We start from the raw sequence: 16,271 nt of genomic DNA, 5'->3' as shown, positions 1-16,271 counted from the left end.
CCCGCCATCAGCGCGGCACCGGCGGCAAGGCCGAGCGACACGCCGCGGGCGTGGTTCCGTAAGTGCTTTAGTCTATCCTGAAGACGCGACATGATGTTCCCTCTTTTGTTGAGCATGAAGTTTTGGTCGTCGTGACGTCTTGAACGCGGTTCTCCCGCCGCGCTGATTTATATCTCCCGCTATCCCTCCATCGCCAGCGCTTCGCCCGCCGCACGGCGGAAAACCGGCCCGTTGGGCGAAAGGCGCATTCCCTCGGCAAGCTTCGTCCACGGCAGGTCCGCCGGGTCGAGCGGCATTGGCCCGGGTGCCGTACACACCAGAACCGTCTCGGCGATGGGATCGAAATCGGCGCGGAAATGCACCGAGCTCTTGTTGACCAGAATGGCCATTTCCGTCGGCTCGATGCCGACGAAACGATACATGGCAAGATCCGCCATCTGCGCCTTGTGCGTGGCGACGACGATCTTCACGCCGTCGATCGAAAGGCAGGCGGACGGGCCCACATTCATATGCGTGCCGCCATAATAGGGGCCGGTCGCATGCAGGTCGCCATTGGAAACTTTCTCTACACGGAACTTGCGCTTGAAAGGCTCGTCGCCGGGAATGCCGGACTGCCCGCCGAGCGGAATGGTGATCTCGGCCCCCTCCCCTGCCGCATGGGCGGCGCGAGCGGCCTGTGGATCGACGATCATGCCGATCGCGGCGCGTTCCGCGCCGTTTCGCAAGAGTGCACGCAGCATGCCCGTCGTGTTGGAATCCCCGCCGGCTCCCGGATTGTCCTGCGTGTCGGCGATCACCACGGGCCGCGTCGCCGTCTCGGCAATGCGCATTGCCTCGCGCACCCCTTCATCGGGGCCGAAGGCACGGCCGGCAAAGGCCGCTTCCGCGTCCATGATGCTCTGATAGAGCCGGTCGGCGGCCCGGTCCGCCTCTGCCTGCGTCTCCGCATAGGCGATCACCGTCTGCCCGCAGTCTGCAATGTCGGCTGCGGGAAAACCCATCCAGTAGGAGACGCTGGCAACCGCACTTTTCTCAAGCGCCGCCACCTCCTCATAGAGGCTCTTTGCCGGCTCAATAAAAGTGCATTGCCACGGAATGGAGGTGAGATAGGGCAGCCGCCGGAAGGCATGGGCGAAGGGGCGCCCGCGCGCCATCAGCCGGTCGAGCCCTTCGGCGGCGCGCCTTCCCGTCTCGGCCATGTCCACATGCGGATAGGTGCGAAAGGCGACGAGAAGATCGGCCTCGTCCACCATGCGCTCACTGGTGTTGCCGTGCAGATCGAGGCTGACGGCGATCGGAACGTCTGGTCCCACCACGGCCCGCACCCGGGCGATCAGTTCCCCCTCCCCGTCATCCAGATGTTCGGCCACCATCGCCCCGTGAAGATCGAGGCACACACCGTCGAGTGGTCCGGCTGCCGCGATGCCGTCGACGATCTCACCGGCAATGCGCTCGTAGGCATCGCGCGTCACATGCGCCGACGGGATTGCCCCGGTCCACAGGACGGGGATTATCTCCCAGCCCGCTTTCTCACCGTGGGCCACGGCACCGGAGATACCCAGATTAACGCCGGGACAGCGCTTCAGGATTTCATCGCCGCGCGAGATCGGAAGGTAGCCACCCCCCTGCTCAAACTGCGCATAGGTGGCGCGCGAGGGCGCGAACGTGTTGGTCTCGTGCAGGAAACCGGCAAGCGCGACCCTGTTGCTCATACCGTCCCCTCCCCGGTCGGACTGCCAGCCCAGATGCAACGCCGCATTCACACGCCCCGCTTTTAAACGACTGCATTTTCGGGTCGACGCCCGGAAAATGCGTGATAGGGTGGAAGACAATGTATCGCTGTACGATACATTCGTATCGATAATACGATAGATGTGCAGCGGTTCTGGAGTCAAACAAATTCTGGCGGAAACCGGAGGCGGGGCGTGCGTTACATTCAGAAGGCGGAATACGGAGTGCCGCCGAACACCAGCATCGATGAGAGTGACCCTCTCTTCGTTCAGGCCATTGCCCGCGCCATGCAGGTGCTTTCCACGTTTCATGAGGCCGGCAAGCCGCTGACCCTCAACGAGATCGCTGCCGCGGGCGGCATGGGCAAAAGTGCTGCCCAGCGCGTTGTCCACACGCTGCGCCAGCTTGGCTATATAGACCGCGATGCGGATGACCGGGGCTATGTGCCGGGCATCCGCATTCTCGATCACACGCGCGACTATCTGCGGATGAACCCCCTGGTCGCCCGCGCCTCGCCGGTGTTGATGGAACTGCGCCGCAATGTGCGCGAGCGCGTGGACCTCAGCCTGCGTGATGGGCTCAGGCTTGTCTATGCCGCGCGTCTTCAAAGCAAGCGGGAAACCTTCTTCGCCACGCTGGTCGGGCAAAGCGTGCCGATCTACTGCACGTCGGGCGGGCGCGCGGTGATGGCACATATGAGCGATGCGGAGGTGGACGAGATCATCGAACGTTCGGTGCGCCGCGAGATCACGCCCAGGACGATCACCGATCCCGCCGCAATCCGGGCGAAGGTCCAGGAGGCGCGAGAGAATGGCTATGCGCTGGCGCTCGAGGAGATTCTCCAGGGCGAGATCGCGATCGCCACAGCACTCGTGTCGCCGGACGGCACACCGCTCGGCGCGATCCACATCGCCGGCTCATTGAGTGAATGGGACGCGGAAAGCTTCTGTCGCCGCTTTGCCCCGCTCGCCGGCGAGGCAGCGGGCGCCATCAACAGGTTCTGACCTTCAGAGAGCCGCTGTCCGTCGGGTTCCCTGCTGGAGCGATTGCCGGTCGTTCTGCTTCTTCCTCTCGCCAGGGGCGGGCGAAGATGTCCCTTCATTCGAACCAGGCCATCACCAGGTGTCTCGGTTTTCGACGCAGTCCGATTCTCGGGCCGGGCCGAGAAAACGCTCCTCGGCGCCCCTTTTTTTGGATGCCGGCATTTGCTTCGTGCAGAAAATCTGTTGGCTGATGGCCCCCTCCCCTTGCGTCGCGGTGTGTCCGTCCGTCGTGTAAGTGGTGGTAAGTGCGAAAGGATTCGGCGCGGGCGCATCATTTGTTCGCAGGCGTCGCCGGCTTCGTTAACCCTTTGTTAACCAAAAACTTCTTGACGCCGACACGCCTCCTCATGGCATTAGTTACGGCATTGAAGGCGATTGCCTGAAATCGGCGTAACCGCGATGCGGTTCTGTTAATTGCGGTTGTTTCCGGTTTCATGCGCAGTCGCAGCGCGTTTGCTTTTTGAGCGTATCTTGGCTCCCAGCCGTAGGCCACTCGCCCAGCGGCTGCGAATCGGGTTACGGTAAGCGATCGTTTCCCATGGCCGGCATACGGGCGTCGGGAAGCGGGGTGAGCATGACGCGCTGCAGTCGCCAGTGGAATGCATCGTGTTGACAGCTGTCAACCGGTGCCCGGCAGGAATGAACGACGAGGAGCAGCGCGGCATGGATATCGCCAGCGACCATGAAGGAGAGCGGGAGTTGGACAAGGTGTCGGGGGCAGCGATGGGCGGCGCACACGGGCAGAGTGCGCTCGCGGCCGATGAGGCCATCGCCGCGGATGCAGCCCGGCTCTCCGAGCAGCTGCGCGTCATGCGCGACCGGCTCTTTCCCCCTGCGGCACAGAAGACGCTTCGCACATTTTCAAGCGGTGAGGCAGCAAAGCTGATCGGTGTTTCCGATGGCTATCTGCGTCAGCTCTCAATCGCCGGTGAAGGGCCGCAGCCCGAAACCGGCGCGGGCGGCAGGCGCTATTATTCGCTGGCCGACATCAATGCACTGCGCCATCACCTGGCGGCTCAGGCCCGCTCCAAGGGCAATCTCGCCAAGGCGCGCTCCTATGTGAAATGGCGCGATCCGGAACGTGAGCATCTGCAGGTCATTTCCGTCACCAATTTCAAGGGCGGTTCAGGCAAGACGACGACAAGCGCCCATATGGCGCAGCATCTCGCACTGTCAGGCTATCGCGTGCTGGCGGTCGATCTCGATCCGCAGGCGTCGCTCTCCGCCCTCTTCGGCTATCAGCCGGAGATCGATCTTTCGGGCAATGACACGCTCTACGGCGCGATCCGCTATGACGAAGAGCGCCGCCCGCTATCCCAGATCATTCGCAAGACCTATTTCGACGGTCTCGATATCGTGCCCGGCAATCTCGAGCTTCATGAATTCGAGCACACGACCCCGCGCATGCTGGCGGAACGGCAGGTCGGCGGCGCCGCCGATGATTTCTTCTTCGCGCGCATTCAGGCCGCCCTCGCCTCGGTTGCCGATGACTACGATGTGGTGGTTATCGACTGTCCGCCGCAGCTCGGCTTCCTGACCCTGTCGGCGCTTTGCGCATCCACATCGGTGATCGTCACCGTGCATCCGCAGATGCTTGATGTCGCCTCCATGAGCCAGTTCCTCTACATGACGGCGGACCTGCTCTCGGTGGTGCGCGAGGCGGGCGGATCACTCAATTTCGATTTCCTCCGCTATCTGGTCACACGCTACGAGCCGAATGACGGCCCGCAGACGCAGATCGTCGGCTTCCTGCGGTCGCAGTTCGGCGAGCGCGTGCTGACTGCACCCATGGTGAAATCGACCGCCATTTCCGATGCCGGTCTCACCAAGCAGACGCTCTATGAGGTCGGCCGGGACAATTTCACCCGCTCCACCTATGACCGCGCGATGGAGGCGTTGACATCTGTCAACGCCGAGGTCGAGGCGCTGGTCGAGGCGGCCTGGGGCCGCAACGCGGCGGGAGAGGCCGCATGAGCAAGCGCAAGGATCATCTGAAGGCGCTGTTCGGCGGCTCGGGCGAGGGCAACGCACCCTCGCCTGCACCCGAACCGAAATCCATGCCGCGCGCGCCGGAAACGAAATCGGCTCCAACGCCGGTCAAGGCGGACCCCGTGCCGCGCAGTTCGTCCGGCGCGGTGAAGGCGATGGGGCTTACGCTCTCATCCATGACCCGCGAAGTGGAGGATGCCCGCGCCATCCGCGAGAGCCTGGCGAAGGGTGAGCGCATCGTGGAGGTCGATCCGGAGCTGATCGACCCCTCGCTCGTGCGCGATCGCCTGAGCCGTGAGGATGATGGCGACGAGGATTTCAATACTCTTGTCGAAAGCGTGCGGGAAAACGGCCAGCAGGTGCCGGTTCTGCTGCGCCCTCACCCGACTGAAAGCGGACGCTTTCAGGTGGCTTATGGCCATCGCCGTGTGCGTGCTGCCGCACGCCTCAAGCGTCCCGTTCAGGCAATCGTGCGCACGCTCAATGACGATGAGCTGGTGCTGGCGCAAGGCAAGGAAAACACGGAGCGGCGCAATCTCTCCTTCATCGAGCGGGCCTTTTTTGCCGATGCATTGATGCGTCATGGCTTCGACCGCGGTGTCGTCCAGCGCGCATTGTCATTGCACAAGGCGGAGATGACCCGTCTTCTCCAGGTGGCCGAAGCCGTCCCCGCGCAGATCGCCAACGCCATTGGCCCTGCTCCCAAAGCCGGCAGGCCACGCTGGATGGCGCTTGCGGAGTTTTTGAAGCGTGAGGCTGCCGTCGTCATCGCGCAGGATGAAATCACGTCCGTGGCGTTTCGGGCTGCTGATTCCGACGAGCGTTTTCGCAGGCTCTATGAGCGGTTGGCCAAGCGCGCATCAGCGCGCGGAAAGAAGACGGAAAAGGCTCGTGCGATCGAGGATGGAAAGGGGCGCACACTGGCCCGCGTCACGCTCGGTGCCAAACCCCGTTTCGATTTCGATGAAAAGGCCCTTCCGGGCTTTGCAGACTATCTGCCGAGCACCTGCCGGAGCTGGCAGAGCGCTTCGACAAGGAGCGAGCAAAAGAGATATAGCCGATCAGCCGCCCCCGGGCGGCGAGACCATCCCGGCCAAAAAAAGCCGGATCACGAGGAGCAAAGAGGACTGAGCTAGAGGAAAAACCGCAAGAAAAAAGGCCCCCAGAACGTTGCCATTCCGGAAGCCCCTTTCGATGTAGCAATCTGAAAGAATCACTTCCGTCGTGCAAAGTCAAGCATCGGAACGTTCCGGTGAGCGTCTTTTTCTTGCCTGAAGCAAGGTGAGACAATGACGGACAGATTTGCAATCTCGCCATTCGGCGGGAAAGGGATGGCGCGCGCCCAATTCCTGGTCAACGAACAGGTGCGGCGGGCGCGAAAAGCCCTGAATGAACACGCCACAGAGGCGCAATCTCCATCGGAACACACGGTAGACAAGTGGCAATTGCTGCGCGCCGTGACCGAGGCCCGGCTGGTGCTCGGGCTTTCGGACAGAACCATCGTTGTGCTGGAGGCGCTCGCAAGCTTCACCACGGAGCGACAGCTCGATCCAGCTGGTGATCTCGTGGTGTTTCCCTCGAATGCCGAGCTTTCCCTTCGGGCTCGCGGCATGGCGCCGGCGACGCTGCGGCGGCATCTGGCGGCGCTCGTGAAGGCCGGGCTCATCCTGCGGCGCGACAGTGCCAATGGAAAGCGCTATGCGCGGCGCAGCGAAGAGGGGCAGATCGAGGAGGCCTTCGGATTCGATCTCGCACCGCTCGTCATGCGCGCTTCCGAGATCGAGACCCATGCGGCCGAGGCACGGCGTCTGGCGCGCGCCATCCGGGCGCTCAGAAGCGAAATCACCATCCATCTGCGCGACATTGCCGCGATCGTCGAGGCGGCGGCTGAAGAGGGCAGGGGACGTTCATTCGCGCCCTATGTAGAGCGCCTGGCCGCACTCTCCGGCCGGCTTGGCCGCAACACCGACTGGGAAACGCTGAAAGCCCGCCGCGATGCCCTCCTGGCTTTGCGCAACGACGTGGAAAAAGCCTATCTGGAAGGTCTGAGCGAAGCCGACCTGGAGGCCCGTGAAGCAGGCCACATGGTTAATGAAAGTATAAATATGAGCGCCAATGCCACTCAAAATGAGCGCCATATTCATAATTCAAACCCAGAATCCCATATTGAAACCTACCAGGAAAAAGTTGAAGCGGGGCCGATGCCGCCTGACCTTGAAACCAAATCGGCGGTTTCACCCTATCTGAAAGCGAAACCTGAGAAGCATGGAGCTTCCCGAAACCGGGAAGCGGAGGGAAGCGGCCAAAAACCACCCGTCGGGTTCGAAACCGTGGCGTCTGCCTGCCCGCAAATGCGCGATTATGCGCCTGACGGGCTGTCGGACTGGCGCGATCTGATGAAAGCGGCCGAAACCGTTCGCTCCATGCTCGGGGTTTCGCCCGATGCCTGGGCCGAAGCGCGGGCGGAGATGGGCGATATCAACGCCGCGATCACAATTGCGGCCATGCTTGAGCGGGCGGAGGTCATTCGTTCGCCCGGCGGCTATCTCCGACGGCTGACTGAGCGCGCGAATTCAGGCGCGTTTACGGTTAAACCGATGCTGAATGCGCTGATTTCAGCCCGTCAAAAGGCGGTTTTGGAGAAAAATTAGCGTTTGCCGCGTTTCTTGAAAACACATTTTGCGCACATATTTCTTGTAAAGTGCTCGATGTGTGATCAGTATGGTGTCGAAACAAGGAGGCACAGGTGATGACAGCGACGGAACTTGACTTCGCGGCAGCGCATTTTGCCGACGAAAGAGCACCGTTTCTCTCCGCGCGCCGGGTGTCGGAACTGCTCGGCGTGACGCTGGTGGAGCTGGCCCGTCTCATCGGCGTGGCCCGCAACACGCTGACGGCGAAATCCGGCCAGCGCAAGGTGGATCAGGCGCTGAGCCCGGTCGTGCGCATTCTTGCCATGGCAACCGAGATGGCCGGCAACGAACACCGGGCGGTGATCTGGTTCAAGCATCAGCCGATCCCGGGCTGGGCGGGCAAGACCGCCTACGATCTGGTGGGAGAGGGCAAGGCCGACAAGGTTCTCGCCTATCTCGAAGCGGTGCGTGCCGGCGTTTATGCCTGAGGAACTGCGGACCGAAACCCTTTGGCGCGCATACGTTCCGCGCTGGCCCATGCACCGCTTTCAGGCGCAGGGGCGGCACGGTTCGGCGGGCGCTGGAACCCGGTGGGCGCACAGGCGATCTATGCCGCCCGTGAGCTTTCAACGGCCTGGGCGGAGTATAATCAAGGCTTTGTGCAGCATCCCGCGCTCATTGCGCAGCTCACACTTTCCGAGGCACGGCTGGCTGATTTGACGAATGCGGCAGTCATGAAGGTGCTCGGTGTTTCGCCGGATATCCATCAATGCGAGTGGCGGGCTGAGATGGATGAGGGCCGCGTACCCGAGACGCATCGCCTGCGCGAAACCCTTATGGAACAAGGTTTTCATGGAGCGATCTACCCTTCCTATATGTCGCCGGGCGGAAGCTGTGTGGCGCTGTGGCAATGGAACGGGGAGGGGGCGCCTGTTCTTTCTGTCAGGGATCCCGAGCACCGCCTGCCAAAGGATGCCGCGTCCTGGCTCTAGTCAGCGATATCCACGGCGTTCCTTGATTTTCCTGAGCCGCAAGAGTGCGGCTTCGGCCGACCCGGTGTTGTCGAACAGGTTGATCTTGAACTGCCCGCGCGTGCCGATCCGCCCCCATTGACGGACAAGTGCGGCATCGCCGAAAAGGGTCGGCTCGACGGAAAGCGTGTAATAGCGCGCCATGTTGCGGGCGGGGTCGACGCGTCTCAGGGAGCATTGATGCGGGTTGATAGCCATGAGGGGACGGTTGCCCGGAACGGCGCGTGCGTCCAACGCATTTCGTGAATCGATTGCCGTCAACCGATTCACGACGGTGATCGTTCAGAGACCGCTTGCCCTGGTGAGATTGACGCGGAACCGGTCGCGCCGACGCTGATAGCGGTGGGTCATTTCGGCGCTTGTGTGACCGAGCTGCTTCTGCACGAAGCGCTCGTCGACCTCGGCCGAAGAAGCGAGGCCGGCCCGCAGTGAATGGCCCGAAAACAGCCTTTCGCGCTCCTTTTCCGGCAGATCCGGGCGCAGCCCCGCATCGAACGCCGTGCGCTTGACGAGACGGGCAATGTGCCTGTCGTTTAGACGGCTGTCCTCAACGGTCTTCTGGCCGCGAATTCTGCGGAACAGGGGACCGTGGGCAATGCGGGCAAGGCGGATCCATGTCCTGAGCGCCTCGACGGGGCAGGAGCGGTCAGCCGAGCCGCGACCGATTTCCACTTCGCGCCAGCCGGTTTTGCCGCGCAGGGTGATCAGAATGCCCTTGTCGAAAAGCTCCGCCCAGCCATTGCCGTCCTCGGTCTGGTCCACCCCGGCATCAAGCCCGACGATCTCGGAACGGCGCAGACCGCCGGCAAAGCCGACGAGCAGGATTGCCCGGTCCCTGAGGCCTCGAAGGTCGTGCGGAAGGGTCTCCAGCATGGCGAGAATGTCCTCGGCCAGAAGCGCTTCTTTCTGCGCAGGCGGGCGACCGTGCTTTCGACGAATGCCGGCAAACACCTCTGCAATGTGGGGATCCTTGCGGTCTAACCGGTCGCCGCGCTGGGAATAGCCCTGCGACAGACCGGAAAGCCGGCGTTCAAGCGTGGAGACGGTGGGGCGCGGGCTCGCGGAGGCACAGGCGGACAGATAGAGGCCGACCACCTGCGGGTCGGCGGGAAGTGGCCGAAATCCGGAGCGCCGGCACCAGGAAGCGAAGTGGCGCCAGTCAGCGGCATAGGCGCGCTGCGTGGCCTCGGAGCGGGCTGCGCGCGCATAGCTGCGTGCAGTCTCGACAAGCGGATCGACATTAGAGAGCAACGCGTGGGAGCGCCGCGTGGGGGAGGGGGTCTCCTCGTCCATGGCAAGCACCACGTCGATGATGTCGGGCAGATCTGAATGATCCCCGGCGGGTTTGCCGGATTTTAACGCTGAGGCACCATCATTCCCGGAAGCGGCCACACGGTTGGATGGCCTCTCTGGCGCAGCAGGCTGGATCATGCCCGGCATTCTGGGGTTTTGCTCGTTGTCAGAGCTCATTTCAGCCCGCTCGCTATAATGTCCGATAATACAATCTTATCGGACATTGAATGGTAAAGACAAGCTGTGCGGTTTAGAGCGAGAGTACTGGAAAAAACCGCACATACCATCTAGGCTGCGGGCATGGATTCGCCCGTTTCTTTTTCATCTTCAGACGCAGCCCTGCCGAAATGGGCAGTGTCGCGCGGGGCTGCCTCGAGCGAGCGCGATGCCGGTTTTGCCGCCGGTGTTGCGCTTGGGGCGCTCGATGATCTTGTGCGGAGTGAACCCGCCTGGTCGGGCTGCTGGCGCGCGCGCCAGGCGCTGAAATGCGCTGTTGCCGCGTCAAGGCTCATGGGACGGGGGGAGGACGAGAAGGCGCTGCGCGATGCCGTTCTGCTGACCGCGGCCGGTGACGATCCGGGCCCTGCGGGCAGGATATTTCTCGCCTACAGACGAATGGCAGCGCGCCGCTTCATGCCGTCCACGTCTTCCATAGCCGAACTCGCTGGCCTTCTCGGCATGGCGGTGGATGACAGGCTGGCGGCCGCCGTCGATCATGCCGAGGATGCGCTCCAGTCTGGAAGCGCGCCGCCCTTCGCGGCGGCAGAGCTCGTCCGGCGGATACTGGCGGAACATGCGGACGCCGAGCCGCTGGCATGGGCACTGGGGGATGGGTTGATCGCAACGATGTTGAACTGGCCTCGCCCGGTACCGCTTCTCATGGCGGAACGCTATGGAACCGCCTTTCGCGTGAGTGGGGAGAGCGGGCGGATCGGCCCGGCCGATCCTGCCTTTGCCCGGGCGGTGTGCCTCGCGCTGGTTCAGGGGACTGAGAGCGCGCTCCGCTCGGCTGGTGAAATATCTCGTCGCGCCGACACTCTTGCCTCCGTTTTGCCGAAACTGCGCACAAAGGGGGCGGGCACGGTCGTTCAGAAACTGCTGGATGACGATGCCGTGCCGGCTTCAGCCCCCGGCTGCAATCTTTCCCGCTGGGCAGCCAAGCGGCTTTTCGAGCGGCTTGAGCATTTTGGTGCCGTGCGCGAACTCTCCGGCCGCGGGTCGTTCCGGATCTTCGGATTGTGAGGTCTGTGGATAGCCGGGTAATTTTTCATCCGGGCACCGTTTCCTGAACAAACTGCTTGCTTTGCGACACGGGATTTGGTTCGTACCGGGCATCCACAGGGGTGCCGCGTATCGCCGCGGCTGAGATGAGGGTGCAAATCCTCGGGCCCTAGAAGCTGATCTGGGTAATGCCAGCGGAGCAAGGAGGACAATCATGTTCGCAGGTGCGCAGCTTTCCCTTTATCCGATGACCGACAATTTCGTCGACGTCATCATGTCGTCGCTCTCCGCGTTCGATCCTTACCGGGACCGGTTGCGGATCGAGACCGACGACATCTCCACGCTCGTCGTCGGCCCACCCGAAGTGCTGTTCCCGGCGCTGCGCGACTTCTACGTCGCCGCCGCCTCCACCCGCCACCATGTGGTGCTGCGCGCCACGCTCTCGCGCGGCTGCCCCGGCGAGCCGGATGATCCGATCTGCAGCACCTCTGCACTCGCCAACCCGTCGGAGCCGCTCGCCGAACGGCAGAAGGCAGCACTTGCGGCGGTGGCCAATGCAAAGACCACATCGGAAACCGCACGCGCGCAGTTCTCGCTTTATGTGATGGGCGCCGGCGACCACATGGCGGAGATCATGGGCTGCATCGACTTTCTGAAGTCGAGCGGCGTCTTCGACCGCTCCAAGAATTTCTGCAGCCGTCTCACCGGCGATGCAGGCCCGGTTTTCGCGACGCTCGAACAGGCCTTCTGCAGGTTCGGTCCGCCCGAAGGCCATGTGACGGTCGATTTGACCGTTTCCGCCAACAGCCCCTCCACGGCCTGATCCCATGTCTAAGGGTCGGCCCCGTCCTGCGGGCGGACGGCTGGCGCGCGGCTTGCCTGCTCTGGCAAGCGTTGTCGGTGCGGTCCTCCTTTGGGAAATCTATGTGCGGCTGTCGGGCATTTCGCCGCTGGTTCTGCCCGCGCCCTCGCGCGTCATCGAACAGATGGGTGTCAACCGCGCCCTCCTGTGGGAGAACACGCTGCCGACGCTGAGTGCGACGCTGACCGGCTTTGCCTTCTCCGTCAGCATCGCCTTTGCCCTCTCCGTGGCTCTCGATTTCCTGCCGAAGCTGCGGCGGGCCCTGTTCCCGATCTTTGTCGTCAGCCAGACCCTGCCGCTGGTGGCCATCGCGCCGCTTGCCGTTCTGTGGTTCGGTTTCGGTCTCACGCCGAAAATCCTGCTCGTGGCGCTCGTCACCTTCTTTCCCATGCTGGTGGCGCTGGTCGATGGCTACGAATCCACCGATCCCGAGATCGAAACGCTGATGCGCTCCATGGGCGCGTCGCGGTGGAAGGTGTTCCGGGCGGCGCGCTTCCCCTCGGCCATGCCCTATTTCTTTGCCGGCCTGCGGATCTCCATCACCTATGCCGTGGTCGCCGCGATCTTCTCCGAATATGTCGGCGCGCGCGCCGGGCTCGGCATTGTCATCCTCAACGCCAAGAACAGTTTTCGCCCGGACCTCATGCTGGCGGCGGTGGTGGTCAGCTCTACGCTGACGCTGGTGCTCTTCGGTGTCTCGGCGCTTCTACAACGGGCGCTGCTGCGCTGGCGTGAAGCGGGGCAGACACGATGAGCGCTCTTGAAATGCGCAATGTGGGCGTGACGCTCGGCGAAACCGCCGTGCTCGACGATGTATCGCTGCATGTGGGGCAGGGGGAGTTCGTCTCCATCCTCGGCCCCTCGGGAGCGGGAAAATCCACCCTGTTTCGCCTGCTCACCGGCGCGCTTGCGCCGGATCGCGGCGAGATCCTGCGCGATTGCGCACCCTTGAAGCTCGACGGCCAGACCTTCGCCTTCATGCCGCAGCGCGACGCGCTGATGCCCTGGCGGCGCATCATCGATAACGTCATTCTGGGGCTGGAAGTTCAGGGCGTGCCCCGCGCCGAGGCGCGCGCCCGTGCGCTGCCGCTGTTCGTCGAATTCGGGCTGGAAGGCTTTGAACAGCGCTATCCGGCGGAACTGTCGGGCGGCATGCGTCAGCGCGCAGCCCTTCTGCGCACGGTTATTCAGGCCCGCCCGATCCAGCTTCTCGATGAACCTTCGGCGTGCTCGACGCGCTCACCCGCGCACAGATGCAGCGCTGGCTGGAAGACCGCTGGCGGGCCGCGCGCTGGACCACGCTGCTTGTCACCCATGATGTGCGCGAGGCGGTGGCCCTTTCGGATCGCATCTATGTGCTGTCGCGCCGTCCCGCCCGCGTGATTTCCGAGGTCGTCGTCCGCGCCCCGCGCCCGCGCTTGGCGCGCCCCTGCCGGACGAGGCTCGCGCCCTGGAAGAAGACCTTTTGAACACCTTGCTCAGTCAGACAGGAGAAAGACCATGAAAAGCCTGATAGCCGCAGCCCTTATGCTCGGCGCGATGGCGCTGCCGGCAACGGCGCAGGAGCGCCTGAGCGTCGCGCTGGACTGGACGCCCAACACCAACCATGTGGGGCTCTACGTCGCCCAGGCGAAGGGCTGGTTCAAGGATGCCGGCCTCGATGTCGAAATCCTGCCCTACACCGACACGTCCTCCGGCACGCTGGTCGCCACGGGCGTTGCCGAATTCGGCATTCTCAGCTCCATCGGCTTCTACAGCCAGCGCGCCACCGGCGCCGACCTCACCGTTGTCATGGCGGTTATGCAGCATGAGACGGGCCGTCTCGTCTTCAACGGCGAGCGTGAAGACATCCAGCGCCCGTCCGATCTCGATGGCATGACCTATGCCGGTTTCGGCAGCGCGTGGGAGCAGGCCCTCATCTCCACCATCATCCAGAACGATGGCGGCAAGGGCGAGTTCGAGACCGTCACGCTCGGCACCTCCGCCTATGAGGCGCTTGCCAATGGCACGGTCGATTTCACGCTTGAGGTCAGCACCTGGGAAGGCGTGAACTCCGTGCTTCTCGACCGCCCGCAGCGCGCATTCCGCTATGCCGACTATGGCGTGCCGGATCAGCACACCACCTATCTCGGCGGTAACGGAACCTGGCTGAAAGCCAACCCCGAAACCGCCCGCGCTTTCGTTGAAGCGGCCCAGCGCGGCTACGCCTTCGCTGCGGAAAACCCGGAAGAAGCAGCCGAAATGCTGATCACTGAGACCGGCGGCATGCTCTCCAACCCGGAGCTGGTCCGCGCTTCCATGCAGGCCATCGTGGGCGGCGGCTACCTGCAGGACGAGGGTGAGCCGGTCGGCCTCATCGATGCGGACATGTTCGGCAACATCACGAAGTTCATGTTCGAGGCGGGCGTCATGCGCGATGCCGACGGCAAGCGCCTCGAGGAGATGCCGGACGTCTCCACCTGGTTTACCAATGCGTATCTGAAGCAGTAGACGAAACGGTCATATTATTTGACCCTGACTCTGGATCGTCGGCGTCCAGCCGGACGCACAAACGACGATCCAGGGTATTGATGGAGCATCGGACCGAAAAACGGCTTCGCCTGTTCGGTCCGATGTTCTAGGCCTTTGCCTGATAGGTCATTGTCCGAACCACGTTCTGCACAGGACGTTTCTCGCCGGCCAGAACCTCGAAATCGAGCTGGTTCTCCGGTGGAACGAGGGGGCAGGTCACGAAGTTGGTGAAGGCGCAGGGCAGCGCGACCGCATAGTTGAAGTCGATCCAGTCGATGCGGGTGTTGCTCTCGTCGGTGAACTGCAGTTCGATGACGCGGCCCGCGCCATAGGTGATCGCGCCATTGGTCTTGTCACGCACATGCGCGACCGGCTGCACGCCATGCGGCGTGTCCTTGCCGATGAGCACGATCTCGTAGCTCTTGCCCTTGTACTCGAAGGTGAAGGTGCCCATGCGTGGCGTGGACTCGCGCACACCTTCCTCTACCGTTTCGGCTTCGTAGTCCGTGCGCTCGGTGGGTGTGTAGAAGCCGGGGATGCGCCACTCGGGATCGTAATCGAAAGCGGTGACACCGGCGTCTTCCAGACGCGTGGCCTCGTGGGGGTCGCGCACGCGCACGCCGAAAAGCGGCTGGCCGTCATGCGTTGTGCGCAGAAGCGTTTCCACCTCGTTGCGGCCGAAATAGACCGGAAGGCTCTCGCCATGACCATAAGTCTGGTTGCGGCCCGGAATGATCTCCACCGGACCGGTGGGGTATTCGCCGTTCACCGACAGGTTCGGGCCTTCGGCGGGCGGGGTGAACATGATGCGTCCGTCTTCCACCGACCACGTGCCCGGCAGAAGGTCGAAGGTGACACCCTGATCGTCTTTCTCCAGCCAGTACTGCGCAACCAGCGAAGTCCAACCATACGGACGGAACATCTTGGCGACATGGGCATAGCGCCATTCGCGCCATTGACCTTCAAGGTGTTCTCTCGTGGGCATGTTCATCTTCCTTTCGAAGGATAGGGTTGTCTGCTTGCGCAAAAGAAAGTGGATGAGCCGGCGCTTCAGCCGGCCGGGCGTGTAAGCTCGTCGAGGAATGCGAGGACACCGCGCCACGAGCCTTCATCCGCCCGTGCGTTGCCCGATGGCGTGCCGCCATTCGTGTAGGGCACTTTCGAAACCGGGTGCTCACGGCTCAACTGGGTCGAGGGCACGAAGGGCAGGTTGATCGCATGGCCGGCGTCATCGAAATCGAGATGACGGACGAGGTGCGGGTGGTCGTGCCGGCTGAGGGTGGAAACCACCATTTTCGAATAGAGGCTCGATGGCCAGGCGCGGTCGTCGCGGCCTGAAACGAGCAGAACGGCGGCCTTCGTGTTCTCGATCGGGATGCGCGCGCGTGCGGCCAGATCGGTGTCTTTCAGGCCCTCGAAGAAGACGGAATGATGTCGGTTCGGTGGCGCCTCGCCGCCCCAGGGGTGCCAGTGCACGGCCTTGTTGTCCTGCCAGAGATGGGTAAGCGGCTCACCACCCCGGGTCCAGGTCACGCCCTGCCAGCCGCCACGCGCGGGATCACCCGCACCCTGTGCGCCATGCACCATGCGCCCGGCACATAGGCGATCACGGCGGAGATGAGATCGGGGAAGGTCGCGCCGAGAAGCAACGAGAGTTCACCGCCGCGCGACTGACCGGCAACCGCCACGAAACCGTCGCGCGGCTTGAGCGTGCGGTGCGCCCAGTTGAGGCCGGTCTCCAGATATTCGAGCGGGGTCTCGGTGATGAAGGGCGACAGGCCCGGAGCCTTGAAATAGCCAAGCGCGAAAGCCTGATAGCCATGGGAGGCGTAAAGCGCGCCGCGCGGCTCGTTGATGCCGCCGCCGGAACCGTTGAGCACCACCACGACGGGATGCGGGCCGGGGCCTGCGGGGGTGAAGAGCGTGCCGACCAGACCGTCTTCGCGGATCTCCTGCC

General features: G+C 63.2%; 15 protein-coding genes, 2 pseudogenes and 1 riboswitch. Of the genes and pseudogenes, 11 read left to right on the top strand and 6 right to left on the bottom strand.

What is annotated here, in order from left to right:
• Positions 1 to 179 precede the first annotated feature (179 nt).
• Entirely contained in the window at positions 180 to 1,712 is a 1,533-nt protein-coding gene (locus JCM21793_RS19385; protein WP_025031426.1) for a M81 family metallopeptidase, read from the bottom strand.
• Between the two features lie 213 nt (positions 1,713 to 1,925).
• Between JCM21793_RS19385 and JCM21793_RS19380 the strand changes: the two genes are divergently transcribed.
• The 6 genes and pseudogenes from JCM21793_RS19380 (at position 1,926) to JCM21793_RS27095 (ending at position 8,388) form a co-directional block, all read left to right on the top strand.
• Positions 1,926 to 2,735 (top strand): IclR family transcriptional regulator, encoded by an 810-nt coding sequence (locus JCM21793_RS19380; protein ID WP_007007330.1) that lies wholly within the window; start codon positions 1,926 to 1,928, stop codon positions 2,733 to 2,735.
• 762 nt (positions 2,736 to 3,497) lie between these two features.
• Positions 3,498 to 4,748 carry a plasmid partitioning protein RepA gene (gene repA, locus JCM21793_RS19375; protein ID WP_155983486.1) on the top strand — a complete coding sequence of 417 codons (1,251 nt, stop codon included), beginning with the start codon at positions 3,498 to 3,500 and terminating at the stop codon, positions 4,746 to 4,748.
• Positions 4,745 to 5,899: a plasmid partitioning protein RepB gene (gene repB, locus JCM21793_RS27100; protein ID WP_081784771.1), complete on the top strand. Its 1,155-nt coding sequence runs from the start codon at positions 4,745 to 4,747 to the stop codon at positions 5,897 to 5,899. The genes repA and repB overlap by 4 nt, the downstream gene beginning before the upstream one ends.
• Before the next feature lie 153 nt (positions 5,900 to 6,052).
• Entirely contained in the window at positions 6,053 to 7,414 is a 1,362-nt protein-coding gene (gene repC, locus JCM21793_RS19365; protein WP_025031424.1) for a plasmid replication protein RepC, read from the top strand.
• A 98-nt stretch (positions 7,415 to 7,512) separates the two neighbouring features.
• A complete protein-coding gene (locus tag JCM21793_RS19360) occupies positions 7,513 to 7,884 on the top strand; it encodes an antitoxin Xre/MbcA/ParS toxin-binding domain-containing protein (RefSeq protein WP_025031423.1) in 372 nt (123 codons plus the stop codon).
• Positions 7,850 to 8,388 (top strand): annotated as a pseudogene (locus JCM21793_RS27095) (RES family NAD+ phosphorylase). Before JCM21793_RS19360 ends, JCM21793_RS27095 begins: the two are co-directional and overlap by 35 nt.
• Here JCM21793_RS27095 and JCM21793_RS19350 read toward each other — a convergent pair.
• Together JCM21793_RS19350 and JCM21793_RS19345 are read right to left on the bottom strand one after the other, a co-directional pair.
• Positions 8,389 to 8,625 carry a WGR domain-containing protein gene (locus JCM21793_RS19350; protein ID WP_025031422.1) on the bottom strand — a complete coding sequence of 79 codons (237 nt, stop codon included), beginning with the start codon at positions 8,623 to 8,625 and terminating at the stop codon, positions 8,389 to 8,391.
• Between the two features lie 84 nt (positions 8,626 to 8,709).
• Positions 8,710 to 9,897: a tyrosine-type recombinase/integrase gene (locus JCM21793_RS19345; RefSeq protein ID WP_244439891.1), complete on the bottom strand. Its 1,188-nt coding sequence runs from the start codon at positions 9,895 to 9,897 to the stop codon at positions 8,710 to 8,712.
• Positions 9,898 to 10,020: 123 nt separating this feature from the next.
• Between JCM21793_RS19345 and JCM21793_RS19340 the strand changes: the two genes are divergently transcribed.
• The 5 genes and pseudogenes from JCM21793_RS19340 (at position 10,021) to JCM21793_RS19320 (ending at position 14,293) form a co-directional block, all read left to right on the top strand.
• Complete coding sequence (locus tag JCM21793_RS19340; RefSeq protein WP_025031420.1) at positions 10,021 to 10,962, top strand: DUF1403 family protein; 942 nt, start codon at positions 10,021 to 10,023, stop codon at positions 10,960 to 10,962.
• A gap of 87 nt (positions 10,963 to 11,049) precedes the next feature.
• Positions 11,050 to 11,162: riboswitch (TPP riboswitch) on the top strand.
• Positions 11,156 to 11,764 carry a YkoF family thiamine/hydroxymethylpyrimidine-binding protein gene (locus JCM21793_RS19335; RefSeq protein ID WP_025031419.1) on the top strand — a complete coding sequence of 203 codons (609 nt, stop codon included), beginning with the start codon at positions 11,156 to 11,158 and terminating at the stop codon, positions 11,762 to 11,764. It overlaps the preceding riboswitch by 7 nt.
• Positions 11,765 to 11,768: 4 nt before the next feature.
• A complete protein-coding gene (locus JCM21793_RS19330; RefSeq protein WP_025031418.1) occupies positions 11,769 to 12,557 on the top strand; it encodes an ABC transporter permease in 789 nt (262 codons plus the stop codon).
• A pseudogene (locus JCM21793_RS27090) lies at positions 12,554 to 13,307 on the top strand (ABC transporter ATP-binding protein). Before JCM21793_RS19330 ends, JCM21793_RS27090 begins: the two are co-directional and overlap by 4 nt.
• Positions 13,304 to 14,293, top strand: a complete 990-nt coding sequence (locus JCM21793_RS19320) for an ABC transporter substrate-binding protein (protein ID WP_025031417.1) — start codon at positions 13,304 to 13,306, stop codon at positions 14,291 to 14,293. The pseudogene JCM21793_RS27090 and the gene JCM21793_RS19320 overlap by 4 nt, the downstream one beginning before the upstream one ends.
• Positions 14,294 to 14,420: 127 nt before the next feature.
• On the opposite strand, the gene JCM21793_RS19315 is transcribed toward JCM21793_RS19320, so the two are convergent.
• The 3 genes from JCM21793_RS19315 to JCM21793_RS31055 form a co-directional block, all read right to left on the bottom strand.
• Positions 14,421 to 15,299, bottom strand: coding sequence for a DUF1684 domain-containing protein (locus tag JCM21793_RS19315; RefSeq protein ID WP_025031416.1), 879 nt, complete (start codon positions 15,297 to 15,299; stop codon positions 14,421 to 14,423).
• A gap of 65 nt (positions 15,300 to 15,364) precedes the next feature.
• Positions 15,365 to 15,901 carry an acyl-CoA thioester hydrolase/BAAT C-terminal domain-containing protein gene (locus JCM21793_RS31060; protein WP_280113540.1) on the bottom strand — a complete coding sequence of 179 codons (537 nt, stop codon included), beginning with the start codon at positions 15,899 to 15,901 and terminating at the stop codon, positions 15,365 to 15,367.
• Positions 15,844 to 16,271, bottom strand: a 428-nt coding sequence (locus JCM21793_RS31055) for an alpha/beta hydrolase family protein (protein ID WP_280113539.1), incomplete at its 5' end; no start/stop codon positions are given. The genes JCM21793_RS31055 and JCM21793_RS31060, both read right to left, overlap by 58 nt.

This window comes from Nitratireductor aquibiodomus NL21 = JCM 21793 (assembly GCF_000615975.1).
GTDB lineage: Bacteria > Pseudomonadota > Alphaproteobacteria > Rhizobiales > Rhizobiaceae > Nitratireductor > Nitratireductor aquibiodomus.
This window is presented reverse-complemented; position numbering and strand designations above follow the sequence as displayed.